Annotated in this window: 19 protein-coding genes; 4 read left to right on the top strand and 15 right to left on the bottom strand. The window is 70.6% G+C overall.

What is annotated here, in order from left to right:
• Positions 1-59 precede the first annotated feature (59 nt).
• From ACIBMZ_RS10995 to ACIBMZ_RS10975, 5 genes are all read right to left on the bottom strand, one after another.
• Positions 60-1,124 (bottom strand): BMP family protein, encoded by a 1,065-nt coding sequence (locus ACIBMZ_RS10995; protein ID WP_396692741.1) that lies wholly within the window; start codon positions 1,122-1,124, stop codon positions 60-62.
• A gap of 275 nt (positions 1,125-1,399) precedes the next feature.
• Complete coding sequence (locus ACIBMZ_RS10990) at positions 1,400-1,741, bottom strand: hypothetical protein (RefSeq protein ID WP_396692466.1); 342 nt, start codon at positions 1,739-1,741, stop codon at positions 1,400-1,402.
• Positions 1,742-1,791: 50 nt separating this feature from the next.
• Positions 1,792-2,652, bottom strand: coding sequence for a sugar ABC transporter permease (locus tag ACIBMZ_RS10985; RefSeq protein ID WP_396692465.1), 861 nt, complete (start codon positions 2,650-2,652; stop codon positions 1,792-1,794).
• Positions 2,652-3,671 carry a carbohydrate ABC transporter permease gene (locus tag ACIBMZ_RS10980; protein WP_396692463.1) on the bottom strand — a complete coding sequence of 340 codons (1,020 nt, stop codon included), beginning with the start codon at positions 3,669-3,671 and terminating at the stop codon, positions 2,652-2,654. Before ACIBMZ_RS10980 ends, ACIBMZ_RS10985 begins: the two co-directional genes overlap by 1 nt.
• A gap of 99 nt (positions 3,672-3,770) precedes the next feature.
• The gene (locus tag ACIBMZ_RS10975; RefSeq protein ID WP_396692461.1) at positions 3,771-5,072 is read right to left on the bottom strand and encodes an extracellular solute-binding protein; all 1,302 of its coding nucleotides are present in this window, start codon (positions 5,070-5,072) and stop codon (positions 3,771-3,773) included.
• A gap of 325 nt (positions 5,073-5,397) precedes the next feature.
• On the opposite strand from ACIBMZ_RS10975, the gene ACIBMZ_RS10970 reads away from it, so the two are divergent.
• A complete protein-coding gene (locus ACIBMZ_RS10970; protein WP_396692459.1) occupies positions 5,398-6,480 on the top strand; it encodes a LacI family DNA-binding transcriptional regulator in 1,083 nt (360 codons plus the stop codon).
• Positions 6,481-6,686: 206 nt separating this feature from the next.
• Entirely contained in the window at positions 6,687-8,318 is a 1,632-nt protein-coding gene (locus ACIBMZ_RS10965; RefSeq protein WP_396692458.1) for a glycoside hydrolase family 13 protein, read from the top strand.
• A 126-nt stretch (positions 8,319-8,444) separates the two neighbouring features.
• Here the strand turns inward: ACIBMZ_RS10965 and ACIBMZ_RS10960 are convergent, their stop codons facing one another.
• Genes ACIBMZ_RS10960 through ACIBMZ_RS10940 form a run of 5 tightly spaced genes read right to left on the bottom strand, consistent with a single transcriptional unit; the run spans position 8,445 to position 12,518 of the window.
• The gene (locus ACIBMZ_RS10960; protein WP_396692456.1) at positions 8,445-8,882 is read right to left on the bottom strand and encodes a hypothetical protein; all 438 of its coding nucleotides are present in this window, start codon (positions 8,880-8,882) and stop codon (positions 8,445-8,447) included.
• Positions 8,883-8,935: 53 nt separating this feature from the next.
• The gene (locus tag ACIBMZ_RS10955; protein WP_396692454.1) at positions 8,936-9,859 is read right to left on the bottom strand and encodes a YihY/virulence factor BrkB family protein; all 924 of its coding nucleotides are present in this window, start codon (positions 9,857-9,859) and stop codon (positions 8,936-8,938) included.
• A 3-nt stretch (positions 9,860-9,862) separates the two neighbouring features.
• Positions 9,863-10,408, bottom strand: a complete 546-nt coding sequence (locus ACIBMZ_RS10950) for a 2'-5' RNA ligase family protein (protein WP_396692452.1) — start codon at positions 10,406-10,408, stop codon at positions 9,863-9,865.
• A gap of 49 nt (positions 10,409-10,457) precedes the next feature.
• The gene (trpS, locus tag ACIBMZ_RS10945; RefSeq protein ID WP_396692450.1) at positions 10,458-11,483 is read right to left on the bottom strand and encodes a tryptophan--tRNA ligase; all 1,026 of its coding nucleotides are present in this window, start codon (positions 11,481-11,483) and stop codon (positions 10,458-10,460) included.
• 33 nt (positions 11,484-11,516) lie between these two features.
• Positions 11,517-12,518, bottom strand: coding sequence for a hemolysin family protein (locus ACIBMZ_RS10940; RefSeq protein ID WP_396692448.1), 1,002 nt, complete (start codon positions 12,516-12,518; stop codon positions 11,517-11,519).
• A 116-nt stretch (positions 12,519-12,634) separates the two neighbouring features.
• On the opposite strand from ACIBMZ_RS10940, the gene galE reads away from it, so the two are divergent.
• On the top strand, positions 12,635-13,618 hold the full coding sequence (gene galE, locus ACIBMZ_RS10935; protein ID WP_396692446.1) for a UDP-glucose 4-epimerase GalE: 984 nt from the start codon (positions 12,635-12,637) through the stop codon (positions 13,616-13,618).
• Positions 13,615-14,772: a galactokinase gene (gene galK / locus ACIBMZ_RS10930; protein WP_396692444.1), complete on the top strand. Its 1,158-nt coding sequence runs from the start codon at positions 13,615-13,617 to the stop codon at positions 14,770-14,772. Before galE ends, galK begins: the two co-directional genes overlap by 4 nt.
• A 200-nt stretch (positions 14,773-14,972) precedes the next feature.
• On the opposite strand, the gene cysN is transcribed toward galK, so the two are convergent.
• The 5 genes from cysN to ACIBMZ_RS10905 form a co-directional block, all read right to left on the bottom strand.
• Positions 14,973-16,292 (bottom strand): sulfate adenylyltransferase subunit CysN, encoded by a 1,320-nt coding sequence (gene cysN / locus ACIBMZ_RS10925; protein WP_396692442.1) that lies wholly within the window; start codon positions 16,290-16,292, stop codon positions 14,973-14,975.
• Positions 16,292-17,203 carry a sulfate adenylyltransferase subunit CysD gene (gene cysD, locus ACIBMZ_RS10920; protein WP_396692440.1) on the bottom strand — a complete coding sequence of 304 codons (912 nt, stop codon included), beginning with the start codon at positions 17,201-17,203 and terminating at the stop codon, positions 16,292-16,294. The genes cysN and cysD overlap by 1 nt, the downstream gene beginning before the upstream one ends.
• A gap of 74 nt (positions 17,204-17,277) precedes the next feature.
• Entirely contained in the window at positions 17,278-18,099 is an 822-nt protein-coding gene (locus ACIBMZ_RS10915) for an inositol monophosphatase family protein (RefSeq protein WP_396692438.1), read from the bottom strand.
• A 30-nt stretch (positions 18,100-18,129) separates the two neighbouring features.
• Entirely contained in the window at positions 18,130-18,720 is a 591-nt protein-coding gene (pth, locus tag ACIBMZ_RS10910) for an aminoacyl-tRNA hydrolase (protein WP_396692436.1), read from the bottom strand.
• A 109-nt stretch (positions 18,721-18,829) separates the two neighbouring features.
• Positions 18,830-19,510 carry a 50S ribosomal protein L25/general stress protein Ctc gene (locus tag ACIBMZ_RS10905; RefSeq protein ID WP_396692434.1) on the bottom strand — a complete coding sequence of 227 codons (681 nt, stop codon included), beginning with the start codon at positions 19,508-19,510 and terminating at the stop codon, positions 18,830-18,832.
• Between the last annotated feature and the right edge of the window lie 146 nt (positions 19,511-19,656).

The raw sequence follows: 19,656 nt of genomic DNA, 5'->3' as shown, positions 1-19,656 counted from the left end.
ATTCGGCTCCGCGTACCGGTCGCCCCGGTGATCGTCTCACCGGGGCGACCGGTGCCGGGTCACTTCGGCTGGGCGGCCGACTCGACCTTGACGGTGCCGGCGGCGATGTCCGCCTTCAGCTTGTCGACCTCGGCCTTGAGCTCGGCCGGGACCTTGCTGTCGAACTCGTGGTACGGAGCGATCGAGACGCCGTCGTTGGCCAGCGTGCCGACGAAGCCCTCCTCGGCGTTGAGCTTCTCGCCACCGGCGGCCTTGAGCACGGCCTCCTTGACGGCACCCGGGATGTTCTTCACCACGGTGGTGATGATCGCCGAGCAGTCCGGCGTGCTCTCGCAGCCGTCGACGTCCACCCAGATGGTGTTGTACTTGCCGCCGGAGGCCTTGGCCGCACCGGTGGTGCCGAGGCCGGCGCCGCCGGCGACCGGCATGATGATGTCCGCGCCCTGGGCGACCAGCGCGTCGCTGACCTTCTTGCCCTCGTCCTGCTTGATGAAGTCGTTGGTGAACGACCCGTTCTGGGTCTCCTTGTTCCAGCCCAGGGCCTGCACGTTGGCGCTCTTGGCCTGGTTGTAGTGCGCGACGCCGTCGACGAAGCCGTCCATGAAGATGGTCACCGGCGGGATCTTCATGCCGCCGTAGGTGGCCACCTTGCCGCTCTCGCTCATGCCGGCGGCGACGTAACCGGCGAGGAAGCCGGCCTGCGCGGTGTCGAACTCCATCGGGTAGACGTTGCCCACCCCGGGGTTGGCGTCGACGATCGCGAACTGCTGGTCCGGGTTCGCCTCGGCGATCTTCTTGGTGGCGTCGCCCATCAGGCCACCGACGGCCAGGATGAAGTCGCAGTCCTGGTTCACGTACTGGGTGAGGTTCGGCTCGTAGTCCGCCTCGGCCTTGGACGCGACGTACTTGATGTCGACGTTGCTGTTCTCGGCCTTGGCTTCTTCGAGCCCCTTCCAGGCCGAGGCGTTGAACGACTTGTCGTCGATGCCGCCGACGTCGGTGACCATACAGGCGACGTACTTCTCGCCGCCCGAACCGGCGTTGTTGTCCTCATCCGGGGCCTCGCCACAGGCGGCGGCGCTCAGTACGAGCCCACCCGCCGCGATGACCGAGGCGATCCGCATCCCACGCACCGAGCGCAAGACGTCTCCTTCCCACTGCACACCGCGTGGTTGCGGTGGCTGCCCTTGAACCGGCTTGCGCTGTGCCGCCGGCATCCCACGTTACGGACGCAGAGCGTACGCCCGCGCCCACCTGCCGAACGACAATCGTGCAGGACTGTTGGAGGCCTGTTACCCGTACGTAATGCTCCGGTGGGGCAGATCACTCAGGGTGGCGACAGATGGGCGAAGGTGCGTCCGCTATGTCCTTTTCAGGAGGTGAGCGACAGGCTCGCCGCTCACCGCCAGAAGACCGCGACAGCGGCGTTGGCCAGGGTCAATCCCACGATGGCGAGGAAGTGCCCACGGTTGACCTCGTCCCGCTTACGGGAGAAGAAGACCATTACGAAGATCAGCAGCGCGAACACCAGCTTCGTCACAAGCTTCGCCGGTGCCGGCTCGTCGCCGTCGCGCAGCGGGGCGGAGAGTCCGATGCCGGTGGCGAGCTGGATCACCGCACCCCAGAGCATCGCGGCGTTGATCCGGATCTTGCCGGTCAGGTATTGGGCGATCGCACCGCCGAGCAGCAGCGCGAAGCCGATCAGGTGGCCGTAGAGGAGGATGAGTCGAAGTGCTTCCACCCGACCCATCCTGCCCTATCAACGACGGTTCGTAGTAGAGGGCCTTCCGGTCAACCCTTCGTGCCGCCTGCGGTCAGGCCGGACACGAGGTGCTTCTGGGCGAAGAAGAAGACCAGCCCGGCCGGGACGGTGACCAGGACGGCGGCGGCCGTCAGGTACTCCCACTGCGGGTTGAACTGCGGCACGAACTGCTGGAGGCCGTACGCCAGGGTGAACTTGTTGTCGGTCTGGATGAACGCCGACGCGTACGCCACCTCGCCCCACGCGGTGAGGAAGGTGTAGAACGCGGTGACCGCCACCGCCGGGCGGGCCAACGGCAGCACCACCCGCCAGAAGGTGGCGAACGGCCCGCACCCGTCCAGCGCCGCCGCCTCGTCCAGCGAGGTCGGGATGGAGTCGAAGTAGCCCTTCAACATCCAGGCGCAGAACGGCACCGCGATGGTCAGGTACGCGACGATCAACGCGGGCATCGTGTTGATCAGCCCGAGTCGCGCCATGATCGTGTAGATCGGCACGATCAGGATCGCCACCGGGAACATCTGGGTGACCAGGAAGACCATCATCAGCGGCCGGCGACCCGGGAAGTTGAACCGGGACACCGCGTAGCCGGTGGTGGCCGACAGGAAGATGCCGATCCCCATGGTGAACGCCGCGACGATCACCGAGTTGAGGAACCACCGGGGGAAGTTGGTGCTGGTCAGCACGTAGCTGTAGTTGGCCAGCGTGGTGTCCCGGAACAGCGTCAGTTCGCTGCTCTGGATGGCGTACCCGGGCTTGAGCGACGACAGCAGCACCCAGGCGATCGGGCCGACCGCGATCAGCGAGGCCAGGATCAACGTGCCGTGCAGCAGGACCGACCTCGCCGGAGAACGGCGGCTGCGCGCCTGCGCGGGTCTGCGTGCCTGCGCCATCACCACACCTCGCCTTGCTTGCGCAGGGCCCGCCGGTAGAACACCGAGAACACCAGCAGGATCGACAGGATCAGTACGCCGTACGTGGAGGCGAGCGAGTAGTTGCGGATGCCCTCGAACGCCGCCCGGTAGGCACCGGTCACCAGGATCTCGCTCTGTCCCGCCGGCTGCCCCTCGGTCACCAGGAAGATGATCGGGAACATGTTGAACGTCCAGATGGTGCCGAGCAGCACCACGGTCATGCTGACCGGACGCAGGCCGGGCAGGGTGATGTTGACGAACCGCTGCCACGGCGTGGCGCCGTCGATCTCGGCCGCCTCGTACAGCTCGGACGGGATGGTCTGCATCCCGCCGAGCAACGCCACCATCATGAACGGCACGCCGAGCCAGATGTTGGTGACGATGGCGGTCAGCAGCGCCGTCCACCGGTCGGCGAACCAGGAGACCGGGTCGATCCCGACCGCCGAGAGCAGGGCGTTGGCCAGGCCGAAGCGTTCGTTGAAGATGAACTTCCAGGCGAAGGCGCTGACGAAGGCGGGCACCGCCCAGGGCAGCACCAGCAGCACCCGGTACATGCTGCGGCCCCACATCGGCCGGTTGAGCATGGTGGCCAGGCCGAGACCGAGGCCGAAGTGGCAGGCCACGCAGACGAACGTCCAGATCAGCGTGGTGCCGGTCCACTGCCAGAAGTCGCCGACCTGGCCGGTGAGGACGCGGACGTAGTTGTCGAGGCCGACGAACTCCCACTTGTTGGGGTTGTCCCGGCAGACCTCGCTGCCGGTGATCGACTTGGTGCAGATCTCGGCGACCTGGTTGGCCTCGGTGAGATCGGTGAAGGACAGCCAGATCCCGCGGAACAGCGGGTAGAAGATCAGCACCGCCAGGACGATCACGACGGGCAGCACCATCGCCCAGGCGTACCAGTGCTTGTCCCAACTGCGGCGCAGCCGGGACGTTCGAGCGGACCGGCCGGGCGGCGTCGTGGACGACGGCGCCGGGTCGGCTGTCACGGTGGTCATCAGCGCTCCCGAGGAGAAGTCCGGCAGGGCGCGCGACCGCGACGGCCACGCGACCCTGCCGGGTGCCGAAAGGTCACCGGCCGGAGCCGGCGCGGATGGTCAGAGCCCGTAGCCGGGCACGACCTCGGCCTTGTACTTCCGGGCCACGGTGTCCAGCGCGGCCTTCGGGTCCTTGTTCTGGATCAGGACCTCGGTGGCCATCTGGTCGAGCGGGCCGAAGAACTGACCGGCCTCGGGGATCCACGGGCGGCCCACACCGGCCTCCACGACCGGCTGGAACGCGGCGACGACCGGGTTGTTCTTCACCGCGTCGAGGGCGTACGCGGAGGTGCGGGTCGGCAGCAGACCGAGCTTCTCCGACAGGAACGCCTGAGACTCGGCGGAGCTCATGAACTTCACGAACGCGACGGCGGCGTCCACCTTCTCCTGCGGCATGCCGGACCAGATCACGTAGTTGTGGCCGCCGACCGGGCCACCGGCCCGCGCCGAACCGCCGGGCACCGGGGCGATGCCGAGGTTCTCCAGGCCGCCGAAGCCGGGGGCCGACGTGACGTTGTTGACCTCCCACGGGCCGTTGATGATCATGGCGACCTTCTTCTCCTTGAAGAGGGTCATCATGGTGCCGTAGGCGTCGTTGGCGGACGGCTTGGCAGCCGCACCGCTGGTGATCAGGTCCTTGGCGATCGTCAGCCCGGCCGCGTTCTGCTCCGAGTTGATGACGATCTTCTGGCTCGCGGGGTCGACCAGGTCGCCACCCTCGCCGTACATGAAGGGCAGCATGAAGTAGCCGGCCGGGTTGACGTACACGCCCTCGGCGTCGGTCTTCTCCTTGACCGCCTGCGCGGCGGTCTTCAGCTCCGCCCAGGTCTTCGGCGGCGCGGCGACGCCCGCCTGGCTGAACAGTTCCTTGTTGTACATCAGCGCCAGGCTGTCGGTGACCTGCGGGACGCCGTACGTCTTGCCGTCGAACCTGTTGGAGGCCAGCGGCGTCTCCAGGAAGTCGGACTCGTCGGCGAGCAGCTCGGAGCCGTCCAGCGCATAGAGGTAGCCCAGCGAGGCGAACTCCGGCACCCAGGCCACCTCGGCGCGGAGGATGTCCGGGGCGCCGCTCTTGGCCTGCGCGGCGGTCTTGAACTTGTTCTGCGCCTCACCGAACGGGACCGACTGGTAGTTGATCTTGACGTTCGGGTGCGTCTGGTTGAACTTGGCGATCAGTTCCTGGAACGCGGGGCCCTCGTTCTGCGGGTCCGAGGTGTCCCACCAGGTCAGCTCGGCGGTGAGGGAAGCGGGGTCGACGGTGGACTGTCCATCAGCCGCGTCGTCCTCGCCGCCGCAGGCGGCGACGGAGAGGGCGAGGGTGGCGGAGGCGAGTACGGCGATCCCCCTGGCTGTGCGACGCATGTTCGCTCCTAGATTCCTGCCGGGTGTCGGCGGGACATTAGCAAGAACTTTCGTAACTCGAAACCCCTTGCGAACATCACCGCAACAACCAAGCCTGATCCGCAACCCGACCACTCCACAACTGCGGCTTTACTGGCATTTCGCAACGGCCCGATCCATGCCGAACGGCGCACGGATCACGCTCTGCACACCGCAAATGCACCCACGGTCCCGGCGGCAGCCAGTGCGTGAGCGCGATTGCGGGGCCAACCGCCGTCCGCTGCCCGGTTCTGCAAGTTCTTGCCGAGCACTGCGCAAGAAGTTGAGGGTGAGCTACAGTGCGCCCATGCGCGCTCGCCTGTCCGACATAGCCCAGCAGGCCGACGTCAGCGAGGCCACGGTGTCGCGGGTGCTCAACGACCGACCCGGCGTGGCACCCGAGACCCGGCAGGCCGTCCTGACCGCCCTCGACGTGCTCGGCTACGAGCGCCCCGCCCGGCTCCGCAAGCGCAGCGCCGGCCTGGTCGGCCTGGTGGTGCCGGAGTTGGACAACCCGATCTTCCCGGCCTTCGCCCAGATCATCGAGTCGGCGCTGGCCCCGACCGGGTTCACCCCGGTGCTCTGCACCCAGACCCCCGGTGGCGTCCGCGAGGACGAGTACGTGGAGATGCTGCTCGACCGGCAGGTCTCCGGGATCGTCTTCGTCTCGGGGCTGCACGCCGACACCGCCGCCGACCACGACCGGTACCGCACCCTGATCGCCCGGCCACTGCCGATCGTCATGATCAACGGGTACGCCCCCGGCATCCCGGCGCCCTTCGTCTCCTGCGACGACCGCGAGGCCGCGGAGTTGGCCGTGTCGCACCTGGGCGCCCTCGGCCACCGGCGGATCGGCCTGATCACCGGGCCGGACCGGTTCGTGCCGGTGCAGCGCAAGGTCAGCGGGTACAAGACCGCGATGAGCCGGCTCGTGCAACTCGACGACGACGAGCTGAGCGAGCTGACCGAACTCTCCCTGTTCGGCGTGGAGGGCGGCGAGGTCGCCGCCGGCCGCCTGATCGAGCGCGGCGCCACCGGGATCGTCTGCGGCTCGGACCTGATGGCACTCGGTGCGATCCGGGCCGCCCGGCAACGCGGCCTGTCCGTGCCGGAGGACCTGTCCGTGGTCGGCTACGACGACTCGCCGCTGATGGCCTTCACCGACCCGCCACTGACCACGATGCGCCAGCCGGTGGCCGCGATGGCGGTCGCCGCGGTCCGGGCCCTGGTCGACGAGATCAACGGCCACGCCGCCCCACACTCGGAGTACCTGTTCCGTCCCGAGTTGGTGGTCCGTGGCTCGACCGCGGTGGCCCGCCGGGGCGACGGCGACCCGCAGCACGGCCCCGGTCGGCGGCCAGCGTCACCGGCGCTGTCGGTCCCGGCGTGACGCCGGACACCTGACACCCCCTTCCATCCGTGAGGCCGGGCCGACTCCGGCCCGGCCACCTCCGTCGGCGGCGCACATCCGGCACTTCCCTTGCGCAAGAAATGCTTGACTCTTGCAGCACTGGCGCGGCATCCTGCTCAGACACCCGCGCCATCTCGCCCATGCCCGGGTGCCGCCGTCCCGCGCCACAGAACGGGGAACACCCGATGACCGTCAGCCCTCCGTCGCCGCTGACCCCCGACGCCGACTGGTGGCGGTCCGCCGTCGTCTACCAGGTCTACGTCCGCAGCTTCGCCGACTCCGACGGCGACGGCATCGGCGACCTCCAGGGCATCCGCGAACGCCTGCCCTACCTGCGTGACCTCGGCGTGGACGCGCTCTGGCTGACCCCCTTCTACACCTCACCGATGGTCGACGGCGGCTACGACGTGGCCGACTACCGCGACGTCGACCCGATGTTCGGCACCCTGGGCGACTTCGAAGCGATGATCACCGACGCGCACGCGCTCGGGCTGCGGATCATCGTGGACCTGGTGCCGAACCACACCTCCGACCGGCACCCGTGGTTCCAGGCCGCGCTGGCCGCCGCCCCCGGCTCGGCACAGCGGGCGCGGTACCTCTTCGCCGACGGCAGGGGCGAGCACGGTGAGCAGCCCCCGAACGACTGGGAGAGCATCTTCGGCGGCCCGGCCTGGACCCGGATCCCCGACGGCCAGTGGTACCTGCACCTGTTCGACCCGGCCCAGCCCGACCTGAACTGGCGCCACCGGGAGGTGCGCGCCGAGTTCGAGGACGTCCTGCGGTTCTGGCTGGACCGTGGCGTCGACGGATTCCGCATCGACGTGGCCCACGGCATGATCAAGGCGGAGGGGTTGCCGGACGTCGGCTTCAGCTCGATGACCACCGGCCGCCGCCAGTCGGAACTGCTCGGCAAGGGCCGCCTGCCCTACTTCGACCAGGACGAGGTGCACGACATCTACCGCGCCTGGCGTCCCATCCTGGACAGCTACCCCGGTGACCGGATGGCGGTGGCCGAGGCGTGGGCGGAGACCCCGCAGCGCCTGGCCCGCTACATCGGCCCGGACGAGCTGCACCAGGCGTTCAGCTTCGACTTCCTCGACGCCACCTGGTCGGCCGACTCGTTCCGCAAGGTGATCGACACCGCGCTGGGCGAGTCCACCATCGTCGGCGCCCCCACCACCTGGGTGCTCTCCAACCACGACCGGCAACGGCACGTCACCCGGTACGGCGACGGGGAGGTCGGGCTGCGCCGAGCCCGCGCCGCCGCGCTGCTGATGCTCGCCCTGCCCGGCTGCGCCTACCTCTACCAGGGTGAGGAACTGGGGCTGCCCGAGGTCCTCGACCTGCCCGACGAGCTGCGTCAGGATCCGGCCTTCCTGCGTACCGGGGAGAGCCGGGACGGCTGCCGGGTGCCGATCCCGTGGAGCGGCGACCTGGCGCCGTACGGCTTCGGACCGGCCGGCAGCGCGCTGAGCTGGCTACCGGCCCCGGCGACCTGGCAGGCCCTCTCGGTCGCCGCCCAGACCGGCGTGCCCGACTCGACGCTGGAGCTGTACCGGACCGCGCTGCGGATCCGGCACACCCACCCGGCGTTGGCCGGCGTCGGCGGCATCACCTGGCGTCAGACCGGCCCGGACGTGCTCGCGTTCCACCGGGAGGCCGACGCCACGGTGCTGACCTGCGTGGTGAACACCGGGGACGCACCGGTCCTGATCGACGGGTACGGCACCCCGCTGGTGTCCAGCGCGCCGCTCACCGAACGCGACGGCGGCCACCTGCTCCCCGGTGACACGGCGGCCTGGTTCGAACGGCGCTGACCGGGGTATCACCTCCACGACCCGGTCCCCTCCGGATTGACCGGGACGACTACCCCTTGTGGTGGGGGTGCGGTGCCGGCACCGGTGCCCGGACGACGGCGTTCGGGCACCGGTGCCGGGTGGTGTTCAGCCCCCGGGCAGCCGCGTCGCGATCCGGGCGAACCCGGCCCGCAGCTCGGCCTCGTCCGGCACCGGAAACGGCCCGCTCGCGTCCTCCCGCTCGGCCGCCGCCATCTCCTCCTCGTCGACCAGATCCTCGTAGTCGCCGTACAGGTCGGCCTCGTCCACCCGGACCGTCTCGTCGGTCGCGGCGAGCTGCGCGGCGGCGATCTCCCCACGGATCTGCGCCACGTTCACCGCCGGCACCAGCGGCTCCACCACCGCCATCAACTGCTCCTCGGCGACCACCGCCTCGGCCAGCGCCAGCGCGTGCGGTCGCTCGTACGGCCCGCAGACCACCGGCTCCCACTCGTCGGCGTCGCCGAGCGGCCCGAACGTGATGATCCACGGCAGGTCGAGCAGCGGTGAATCGCTCGGCAGGTCCAACGTCACGAGTGCCCCCACGGGCCCATCATCGTCGGTGCCCGTGCAGGCCGGGGCGGGTTCCTCACATCAGGTCAGCCGGCCCCGCCCGGGGTACCGGGATCGCTCTCCACGTCCAGGTCGACCGGTCGGAGGCGGCTGGCCAGGTCGACCACCTGGCCGCGTCGGCTGGTCGCGGCCAGCGCGGCACCGAAGAGCACCAACTGGTTGAGCAGGTAGAGATAGACCAACAGACCCACGGCGGTGGCCACCACCGTGTACGCCGGGTTGTGCTCCACCCGCCCCACCCAGAACCGCCCGACCGTGTTGAGCAGCGTGATGCCGACCGCGACGAGCAGCACCACCGGCCGCAGCCGGGCCCGACTCATCCGCAGCCGGGGCACCGCCACCAGCAGCAGCGTCGCCAGCACCGCGTTCACCACCACGCTGAGCACCGCGCTGACCGCCGTCAACGCAAGCGAGCCGGTGCTGCGCAGCAGGAACCGCAGCAGCGTCTCCAGCGCGTCGACCGCCGCCACCGAGACCCCGAGCAGCACGAAGACCACGAGCAGGACGCCGAGGTCGACCAGACGGCGCACGATCAGGTTGCCGGGATGCTGGTCCAGCCCGTGGATCAGGCGCTGCGAGGAGCGGATCGCCTCCACCCAGCCGATCCCGGTCAGGACCAGGATCAGCAGACCCACCACGCCGACCGTGCCGCTGCTCTCGGCCACCTGCGCCGGATCGAGGAACGGCAGATTCTCCCGGAGGAACTCCTCCGCCCCGGCGCGTACCTCGTCGTTCTCGTCCAGGATCGCGCCGAAGGCCGCGTACGACACCAGGGCGAGCGCGAAGACCGCGAAGAACCCGTAGTAGGCGATCGCGGCGGCCAGCCGCCCGCCGTGCAGGTCGGTGTAGCGCACCCCGGCCCGCCACAGGTGCCCGAAGGCCGGGGAGCGGTGCCGGGCGGTCCGCAGTCCCCGGTCGACGCCCGCCTCGACCCGCCCCAGCAGGTTCACCGGTCAGCCGCCCAGCCGGAAGTCCCGGCGGGGCTGCCACCGGGTCTGCCCGCTGTGCGAGAACAGGGTGAATCCCTCGACCTCGAACATCGCGGAGAAGTCGGCCAGGTCCTCGTACGCCCGGTCGAGGGCCTCCGGTGCCACGTCCTGCGCCACCGTCACGTGTGGATGGTAGGGAAAACGCAGCTCACGGCGTAGCTGTGGGGCCGAGTTGATCGCGGCGGCGAGCAGTTCGCACTCGCTGATGCCGGCCGCCACCGTCACGAAGACCACCTGTGTCACCGGCCGGAAGGTGCCGGTGCCCCGCAGGTGCAGGGTGAACGGCAGGTGCGCGGCGGCGACCCGGTCCAGGTGCCGCTCCACCTCGGGCAGCGCGGACACCGGGATCTCGGTCGGACCGAGCAGGGTGACGTGGGCCGGCACCGTGTTCCGGTCGCCGGAGGCCAGTCGGCGCCGGGTCAGCTCGCCGCCCCACGGCTCGGGGATGTCGACGGCGATGCCGATCTGGACGATGTCACCGGTCGGGGGGACACCGCTGCCCTGATCCACGCCTCGCGTCACCTCTGCGGCCACCGACTGCTCGCCCTCGCGCAGGCGACTACTCGCCGCGCACCGGCGGGAAGAAGCCCACCCGCTCGTACGCGGTCCGCAGCGTGGGTGCCGCCACCGACCGGGCCTTCTCCGCGCCGGCCGCGAGGAGCTTGTCGAGCTGGGCCGGGTCGTCGAGGTACGCGCGGGTGCGCTGCTGGATCGGGGTGACGAACTCCCGCACCACCTCGGCGAGGTCCTTCTTGAGGTCGCCGTAGCCCTTGCCGGCGTACGCGGCGACCAGGTCGTCGATGCCGCGCCCGCTCAGCGCGGAGTAGATGGTGAGCAGGTTGGAGACGCCCGGCTTGGTCTCGGCGTCGAAGACGATGTCCCGTCCGGTGTCGGTGACCGCCGAGCGGATCTTCTTGGCCGAGCGGGCCGGATCCTCCAGCAGGTCGACGATGCCGCCCGGGGACGACGAGGACTTCGACATCTTGGCCGTCGGGTCCTGCAAGTCGGTGATCTTGGCGGTCTCCTTCACGATGTGCGGCGCGGGCACGGTGAAGGTCTTGCCGAACAGCGAGTTGAACCGCTGCGCCAGGTCACGGGAGAGCTCCAGGTGCTGGCGCTGGTCCTCGCCGACCGGCACGGCGTGCGCCTGGTAGAGCAGGATGTCCGCGGCCTGCAGGATCGGGTACGTGAACAGCCCGACGCTGGCGCGCTCGTTGCCCTGCTTCTGGGACTTGTCCTTGAACTGGGTCATCCGGCTGGCCTCACCGAAACCGGTGATGCAGCCCAGCACCCAGGCCAACTGCGCGTGCTCGGGCACCTGCGACTGCACGAACAGGGTGCAGCGTTCCGGGTCCAGCCCGACGGCGAGCAGTTGCGCGGCGGCCGTCCGGGACCGCTGGAGCAGGATCTTCGGCTCGTGCCCCGCCGTGATCGCGTGCTGGTCGACCACGCAGTAGAAGGCGTCGTGCGACTCCTGCAACGCCACCCAGTGCCGGACCGCGCCCAGGTAGTTGCCGAGGTGGAACGAGTCGGCCGTCGGCTGGATGCCGGAGAAGACGCGAGGTCGGGCGGGAACGTCGGACATGCCGCCGATTCTGTCAGCAACACCCGGCGTCCGTCATGACGGGCCGGCAGGTCGCGCCTGCTCGACGACGCCGCCCGGATCGCGGCGCTGTTCGGGCAGGCGGGCGACGGTGACCGCGAGCCGGGCCACCCGGCGGCCCTCCAGGGTGAGCACCCGCAGCAGCCAGCCGCCGGAGGTGGCGGGATCCTCACCCGCCCCGGGCACCGGGATCTCGTCGCCCGGTCCGGGCAACCGGCCGAGCGCCGCCATCACGAAACCACCCACCGTCTCGTACGGGCCGTGCGGCAGGTGCACGCCGGTACGCTCGGCGAAGTCGGTCAGGTTGAGCCGGCCGTCGACCACCGTGGGCAGGCCGGCGAGCCCCGGTATGGGCGTGTCGGCGCACTCGTCGTGGATCTCGCCGACCAACTCCTCGATCAGGTCCTCGCAGGTGACGATGCCGGCGGTGCCGCCGTACTCGTCGATCACCACCGCCAGGTGGTGCCCCTCCCGCCGCATCTCGGTCAACGCGGCCAGCACCCGCTTGCTGGCCGGCAGCCGCTTGACCTCCCGGGCCAGGTCGCCGACGGTGGTGCCCGGGTCGCGGTCCGGATGCAGCAGCACGTCACGCAGGTGCACCACACCGACCACGTCGTCGTGGGTGCCGTCGACCACCGGGTAGCGGGTGTGTGTACCGGCGCGGACCAGCGGTTCCGCCTCGGTGACGGTCAGCGCCGCGGAGAGGAACACCACCTCGGTGCGGGGCATCATCACCTCGCGGACCAGGCTGGCACCGGCCACCAGCACCTCGTCGATGATGCGGCGGCCGACCGGGTCGAGCACGGTGTTCGCGGCGACCAGATCCCGCAGCTCGGCTTCGCTGATCCGCTCCCGCCCGGCGGCCGGCCCGGTGCCGAGCAGGTCGGTGACGAGCCGCAGGGTGCCGTCGGCGGCCCGCACCACCACCCGGGCGACGGCTCTGGCCACCGGCCCGGGCTGGCGGCGGGACCGCTGTACGCCCCGTCGCCTGGGTCCGCGCCGACGCGCTGCCCGCATGACAAGGATCGTAGTCAGCGGGGGGCGGCATCGCCGTGTTCGACTCTGTTAAGAAATGGTCGGTCGTGGTGGAGTTGTAGGGTGACCCCCACAGGTCCAGGTAGGAGGAGAGCGACGTGAAACTGCTCGTCACCGGCGGCGCCGGCTTCATCGGGAGCGTGGTGACCCGGATGCTGCTCGACGCCGGACACGACGTGGTGGTCCTGGACGACCTGTGCACCGGCCACCGGGAGGCGCTCGCGCCCGACGCCACCCACGTCGAGGCCGGCATCCACGACGCGGCCCGGGTGCTCACGCCGCAGGCCGGATTCGACGGCGTGCTGCACTTCGCCGCCCTGATCGCCGCCGGGGAGTCGATGACCGCCCCGGAGAAGTACTGGCACACCAACACCGTCGGGTCGCTGGCGCTGATCGACGCCGCCCGTGCCGCCGGCGTACCCCGGATGGTCTTCTCCTCCACCGCCGCCGTCTACGGCAACCCGACCGAGCTGCCCATCCCGGAGACCGCCGTCAAGGCCCCGACCAACACGTACGGCGCGACCAAGCTCGCCGTCGACATGGCGCTCACCTCCGAGGCCATCGGGCACGGCCTGGCCGCCGTCTCGCTGCGCTACTTCAACGTCGCCGGGGCCTACCTCGACGGCGACACCGCCCTCGGCGAACGACACGACCCGGAGACCCACCTCATCCCCATCGCGCTGGAGGTGGCCGCCGACCGGCGGGAGAAGCTGCAACTCTTCGGCGACGACTACCCCACCGCCGACGGCACCTGCGTCCGCGACTACATCCACGTCGCCGACCTGGCCCGCGCCCACCTGCTCGCCCTCGACGCGGCCACCCCCGGACGACACCGGATCTACAACCTCGGCAACGGCAACGGCTTCACCAACCGGCAGGTCGCCGAGGTGGTCCGCGAGGTCACCGGCCACCCGGTGCCGGTGGAGGTGGCGCCGCGCCGCGAGGGCGACCCGGCCGAACTGGTCGCCTCCGCCGCCCTGGCCCGCGCCGAACTGGGCTGGGAGCCGCGCAAACCGACCCTGCACGACATGGTCTCCGACGCCTGGGCCTTCTACCGCGCGCACGTGCCGGCACGGTCGTGACCGACGTCGCCGCCCGCGCCGAGGCCGGCTTCCGGCAGGTGTACGCCGAGCCACCCGCCGGCCGCTGGGCGGCTCCCGGCCGGGTCAACCTGATCGGCGAGCACACCGACTACAACGACGGCTTCGTGCTGCCGTTCGCGCTGCCGCTGCGCACCGTCGTCGCCGCCGCGCCCCGACCGACCGACGACTGGACGGTCTGGTCCGAACTGACCGGCGAGACGGTCCACTTCGGCGCCGACGAGGTGGCCGCCCCGGGCCGGGTCACCGGCTGGGCGGCGTACGTGGCCGGGGTGGTGTGGGCGCTGCGCGAGGCCGGTCACCCGGCACCCGGCGCCCGGCTGGCCGTCGCCTCCGACGTGCCCCTCGGCGCCGGCCTGTCCTCCTCGGCCGCGCTGGAGGCCGCCGTGCTCACCGCGCTGGTCGACCTCGGCGGGCTGGACCTGCCCGCCGCCCACCAGCCCCGGCTGGCGCAGCGCGCCGAGAACCACTACGTCGGCGCGCCCACCGGGATCATGGACCAGTCGGCCGCGATCCGCTGCCGGTCCGGCCACGCGCTGTTCCTCGACTGCCGCACCGAGCACGTGGAGCACATCCCCTTCGAACTGGACCGCGACGGGCTGGCGATCCTGGTGATCGACAGCCGCGCCCCACACCGGCACGCCGACGGCGAGTACGCGTCCCGCCGCGCCACCTGCGAGAAGGCCGCGACCCTGCTCGGGGTCCCGGCGTTGCGGGACGTACCCGCCGACGCTCTCGACGACGCGCTGGCCCGGCTGCCGGACGACGAGACCCGCCGCCGGACCCGACACGTGGTCACCGAGAACCAGCGGGTACGCGACACCGTCGCCCTGCTGCGGGCCGGGGAGATCCGGCGGATCGGCCCCCTGCTCACCGCCTCGCACGCCTCCATGCGCGACGACTTCGCCATCACCGTCCCGGAGGTCGACACCGCCGTCGACACGGCGCTCACCGCCGGGGCGATCGGCGCACGGATGACCGGCGGCGGCTTCGGCGGCTGCGTCCTGGCCCTGGTCGAGGCGGACCGGGCCGTCGAGGTGGGCGACGCCGTCAGCGCGGCCTACGCCGCCCGGGGCTACGCCACCCCCACCCGGTTCACCGCGCTACCGGCCGCCGGCGCGACCCGCCTCTCCTGACCCGCCCCGCCTGACGCGCTGACCCCACTTGCTCTTGCTCCCCGCCCCGCACACGCCCGCATCGCGGTCCCACTCGCGCCGCAAATCGCTCCGTGATCACGCTCGATCCTGGATCGAGCATGACCTAGCGACGAGTCCCCGCACCTTGGGCCATCGGGTGAGGGTGACGGGGCGTACTGGGGGCGGGTCCGCCCGTGCGCTCAGCCGGCCTCCACGATCATGGCGGCGCCGACGGTGCGGTTGGTGGTCTCGTCGATGATGACGAAACCGCCGGTGGTCCGGTTACGGCGGTACTCGTCGGCCAGCAGCGGCACGGTGGTCCGCAGCCGTACCCGGCCGATCTCGTTGAGCCGAAGCTCGGTCGCCGCCTCGTCGCGGTGCAGCGAGTTGATGTCCAGGCGGTAGTGCAGGCCACGTACGATCGCCCGCGCCGACCGGGTGGTGTGCTTGATGGCGTACTTGCCGCCGACCTGCAACGGACGGCTCTCGTCCATCCAGCAGATCATCGCCTCGATGTCCTGCGCCACCGCCGGGGCGTTGTTCGGGCGGCAGATCATGTCGCCCCGCGAGATGTCGATCTCGTCGGTCAGTCGTACCGTCACCGACATCGGCGGGAACGCCTCCGCCACCGGCCCGTCGGCGGTCTCCACCGACGCGATCCGGCTGGTGAAACCGGACGGCAGCACCATCACCTCGTCACCCGGCTTGAGCACCCCCGAGGCGACCTGACCGGCGTAGCCACGGTAGTCGGTGACCACCGTCGACTGCGGCCGGATCACGTACTGCACCGGGAACCGGACGTCGACCAGGTTCCGGTCGCTGGCGATGTGCACCCGCTCCAGGTGGTGCAGCAGCGCCGGGCCTTCGTACCAGGGCATGCTCTCCGAGCGGGTGACGATGTTGTCGCCCTTCAACGCGGAGATCGGCACCACGGTCAGGTCCGGCACGTCCAGCTTCGCCGCGAACGCGGTGAACTCGTCGGCAATCCGGTCGAAGACCTCCTGCGAGTAGTCCACGAGGTCCATCTTGTTGACGCAGAGCACCAGGTGCGGCACCCGCAGCAGCGAGCAGAGGAAGGCGTGCCGGCGGGACTGCTCGACCAGGCCCTTACGGGCGTCCACCAGGATCAGCGCCAGATCGGCGGTGGACGCCCCGGTGACCATGTTCCGGGTGTACTGGATGTGCCCCGGGGTGTCGGCGATGATGAACTTGCGCCGGGGCGTGGCGAAGTAGCGGTAGGCCACGTCGATGGTGATGCCCTGCTCCCGCTCGGCGCGCAGGCCGTCGGTGAGCAACGCCAGGTTCGTGTACTCGTCGCCCCGGGCCGCGCTGACCGCCTCCACCGCGGCCAACTGGTCGGTGAACAGCGACTTCGTGTCGTACAGCAACCGGCCGATCAGGGTCGACTTGCCGTCGTCGACACTGCCGGCGGTGGCGAAACGCAGCAGATCCATCGGTCGGGCCTCCGACCCGACGGTCCGGCCCTCGGCGTCGCCCGGCGCGAGCGTCTCGGTGGTCATCAGAAGTAGCCCTCCCGCTTGCGGTCCTCCATCGCGGCCTCGCTGACCCGGTCGTCACCGCGGGTCGCCCCGCGCTCGGTGATCCGGGTCGCGGCGACCTCCTCGATGACCTTCTCGACCGTGTCCGCGTCCGAGCTCACCGCCGCCGTGCAGGAGGCGTCGCCGACGGTGCGGTAGCGCACCTGGGCCTTGAACCGCTCCTCCCCCGCCCGCGCGGGCAGGAACTCGTTGACCGCGTAGAGCATCCCGTCGCGCTCGACCACCTCGCGCTCGTGCGCGTAGTAGATCGACGGCAGCTCGATCCGCTCCCGGGCGATGTAGTGCCACACGTCCAACTCGGTCCAGTTGGACAGCGGGAACACCCGGATCGACTCACCCGGGTGGTGCCGGCCGTTGTAGAGCGACCACAGCTCCGGCCGCTGGTTCTTCGGGTCCCACTGGCCGAACTCGTCGCGGAAGCTGAACACCCGCTCCTTGGCGCGGGCCTTCTCCTCGTCCCGCCGGGCCCCGCCGAAGAGGGCGTCGAACCGGTGCTTCTCCACCGCTTCCAGCAGCACCGGCGTCTGGATGCGGTTGCGCATCCCGTCCGCCGACTCGCGGACCAACCCGCTGGCCAGCGCCTCCGGCACACTGGCCACCACGAGTTGCAGGTGCAGCTCGGCGACCCGCCGGTCCCGGTACTCCAGCACCTCGGGGAAGTTGTGGCCGGTGTCGACGTGCATCACCGGAAAGGGGATCTGGGCCGGAGCGAACGCCTTCTGCGCCAGGCGCAGCATCACGATCGAATCCTTGCCACCGGAGAACAGCAGGACCGGCCGCTCCATCTCGGCGACCACCTCGCGCATCACGAAGATGCTCTCCGCCTCCAACGCGTCGAGATGCGTCACCTGGTAGGCAGCGGTGGCGGTCATGACACCGGCTCGATTCGCTCGGTCATCCGATTTCCAGACCTTTCCGGTCGGGGATGTCAGAAAGTAGCGCCAGGCTACCCGCTATGCCGGTGCAACGCTGCAAGTAACCGGCTGGCGAGATCCGCACGGCACACCAGCAGGTCAGGCAGACGCGGGTCGGCCTCGTTGTATTTCAGCGCAGAACCGTCGATCCGGGAAGCATGCAGTCCGGTGGCCGTCGCCACAGCCACCGGCGCCGCCGAGTCCCACTCGTACTGGCCCCCGGCGTGGATGTAGGCGTCCACCTCGCCGGTCACCACCGCGGCGATCTTCGCGCCGGCCGACCCCATCGGCACCAACTCCGCCCCGACCTCCTCGGCGAGGTCGGTCAGGAACACCGGCGGCCGACTCCGGCTGGCCGCCAGACGCAGCCTCCGGTGCGCACCCCCGGGCCCCTCCGCCGGGTACGTCGGCGGCACATCGGTGGCCAGCACCTGCTGCTGTGCCGGCAACCCGACAGCACCCGCCACCAGACCGTGCGAGGTCGACGCGTCCCGCGCCCAGAGCGCCACGTGCACCGCCCAGTCCGCGCGCCCCTCCTCGCTGAACTCGCGGGTCCCGTCCAACGGGTCGATGATCCACACCCGCTCGGCGGTCAGCCGGGAGATCGACGCCTCGTTCACCTCGGCCGTCCACGCCAGCCGGGAACCCTCGTCCTCCTCGGAGAGCACCGCGTCGTCGGGACGCCACTTCGCCAGCTCGGTCCGGATCAGGTCGTGCGAGACCTTGTCCCCCGCCGCCTTCAACGCACCGGCGTCGGTGAACCCCGTCTCCGCCCGCAGACGCAGCAACGCCTGCCCGGCACGGCCCGCCAACCACCGCGCGAACGCACCGTCGGCCACCGGCGGACCGCTCATGCTCTGCACTCCCGTCGTCACAGCCGTACCTCACGCACCGTGATAGAGGTTCTGCGTCGGTTCGACGCCTCGGATGACCACGGATTCCACCACGTCCGCCGCCCGATCCACCAGGAAGTCCAACTCCTTGCGCTCCACCGCGCCGAAATCCGACAGCACGTAGTCCGCCGGATCCTGCCGCCCCGGCGGCCGCCCGATGCCGAACCGCACCCGTACGTAGTCCCTCGTGCCCAGCGACTTCGACATCGAACGCAGACCGTTGTGCCCGCCCTCGCCGCCCCCGCACTTCACCCGCACCTGGCCGTACGCGATGTCCAACTCGTCGTGCACCGCGATCACCTGCCCCGGCGGCACCTTGTGGAACTGGGCCAGACCGGCCACCGGCCCACCCGAGAGGTTCATGTACGTCAGCGGCTTGACCAGCACCACCTTCGGACCGCCCAGCCCGAGGCGTCCCTCGACGACCTCCGCCACCGCCCGCTTGTGCCGACCGAACCGGCCGCCCAGCCGACCCGCCAACAGGTCGGCGACCAGGAAACCGACGTTGTGCCGGTTGCCCGCGTACTCCCGGCCCGGATTGCCCAGACCGACCACCAGCCAGGGCCCGGTCTCGTCCGTCACCGCCCGCCCCTTCCTTCGTCCCGGCGGACCGCCACCCGGCGGCCGTCCCCGATACGTCGACAGGCGCCCCCGAAGCACGGGGACGCCTGTCGCACAGCCTGCGGACCGATCAGGCCTCGGTCTTGGCCTCGGCGGTCTCCTCGCCGGCCGGCTCGGCAGCCTCGGCGGTCTCCTCGCCGACACCCGCCTCGGCCTCGGCCTCCGCCGTCTCGACCTCGGGCAGCGTCGCCTCGAGCTGCTCGGCGGTCGGCGCCGCGGTCACCGTGGCGACCGTCATCTCCGGGTCGGCGGCCAGCTCGACGCCCGACGGGAGCTGCACGTCGGCGGCGGTGACCTGGGAACCGGCCTCGGCACCCTCGATCGACGCCTCCAGGTGGTCCGGCACCTTGGTGGCGTCGGCAGTCACCGAGAGGGTGTCGTGGTCGTGCACGATCAGCGTGTCCCGCGCCGCCTCACCGGTCAGCTGCACCGGCACGTCCACGGTGACCTTCTCGCCCCGACGCACCAGCAGCAGGTCGACGTGCTCGAAGGTGTCCTTGATCGGGTCCCGCTGGATCGCCTTCGGCAGCGCCAGCGCCTGCGTGCCGTCGCTGATGTCGAGCGCCAGGAGCTGGTTGGCGCCACCGTTACGGATGGCCGCCGCGAACTCGCGGGCCGGGAGCGCGATGTGCTTGGGCTTCTCGCCATGGCCGTACAGCACGGCGGGCACCTTGCCGGCCCGGCGGGTACGACGGGCACCACCCTTGCCGAACTCGGTGCGGGGCTCGGCGCTGATCTTTACCTCGGACACGGGGAAACTCCTGATGCTTCGCTGCGGCAGCTTGTCGTCTGGCGGTGCTGGGCGGGGGGCTCGCAGGGGCTCATGCGTCAGAACGACTGCCCGGAGCACCGCGTCGATCACGGTGCCTCCGTGCGGCGCTTTTCAGCGGCCCGCAG

It is taken from the genome of Micromonospora sp. NPDC049900 (genome assembly GCF_044461025.1).
GTDB lineage: Bacteria > Actinomycetota > Actinomycetes > Mycobacteriales > Micromonosporaceae > Micromonospora.
The sequence above is the reverse complement of the archived record's forward strand: the minus strand, read 5'-3'. Positions and strand labels throughout refer to the sequence as shown.

Excerpts from the sequence above, each read along its gene's own strand:
- ACIBMZ_RS10975 (WP_396692461.1), bottom strand. The coding sequence starts at position 5,072 with ATGCGTCGCACAGCCAGGGGGATCGCCGTACTCGCCTCCGCCACCCTC.
- ACIBMZ_RS10940 (WP_396692448.1), bottom strand. The coding sequence starts at position 12,518 with ATGCGGGCAGCGCGTCGGCGCGGACCCAGGCGACGGGGCGTACAGCGG.
- ACIBMZ_RS10995 (WP_396692741.1), bottom strand. The coding sequence starts at position 1,124 with ATGCGGATCGCCTCGGTCATCGCGGCGGGTGGGCTCGTACTGAGCGCC.
- cysN (WP_396692442.1), bottom strand. The coding sequence starts at position 16,292 with ATGACCACCGAGACGCTCGCGCCGGGCGACGCCGAGGGCCGGACCGTC.
- ACIBMZ_RS10980 (WP_396692463.1), bottom strand. The coding sequence starts at position 3,671 with ATGACCACCGTGACAGCCGACCCGGCGCCGTCGTCCACGACGCCGCCC.
- ACIBMZ_RS10915 (WP_396692438.1), bottom strand. The coding sequence starts at position 18,099 with ATGAGCGGTCCGCCGGTGGCCGACGGTGCGTTCGCGCGGTGGTTGGCG.
- cysD (WP_396692440.1), bottom strand. The coding sequence starts at position 17,203 with ATGACCGCCACCGCTGCCTACCAGGTGACGCATCTCGACGCGTTGGAG.
- trpS (WP_396692450.1), bottom strand. The coding sequence starts at position 11,483 with ATGTCCGACGTTCCCGCCCGACCTCGCGTCTTCTCCGGCATCCAGCCG.
- ACIBMZ_RS10970 (WP_396692459.1), top strand. The coding sequence starts at position 5,398 with ATGCGCGCTCGCCTGTCCGACATAGCCCAGCAGGCCGACGTCAGCGAG.
- ACIBMZ_RS10965 (WP_396692458.1), top strand. The coding sequence starts at position 6,687 with ATGACCGTCAGCCCTCCGTCGCCGCTGACCCCCGACGCCGACTGGTGG.
- ACIBMZ_RS10985 (WP_396692465.1), bottom strand. The coding sequence starts at position 2,652 with ATGGCGCAGGCACGCAGACCCGCGCAGGCGCGCAGCCGCCGTTCTCCG.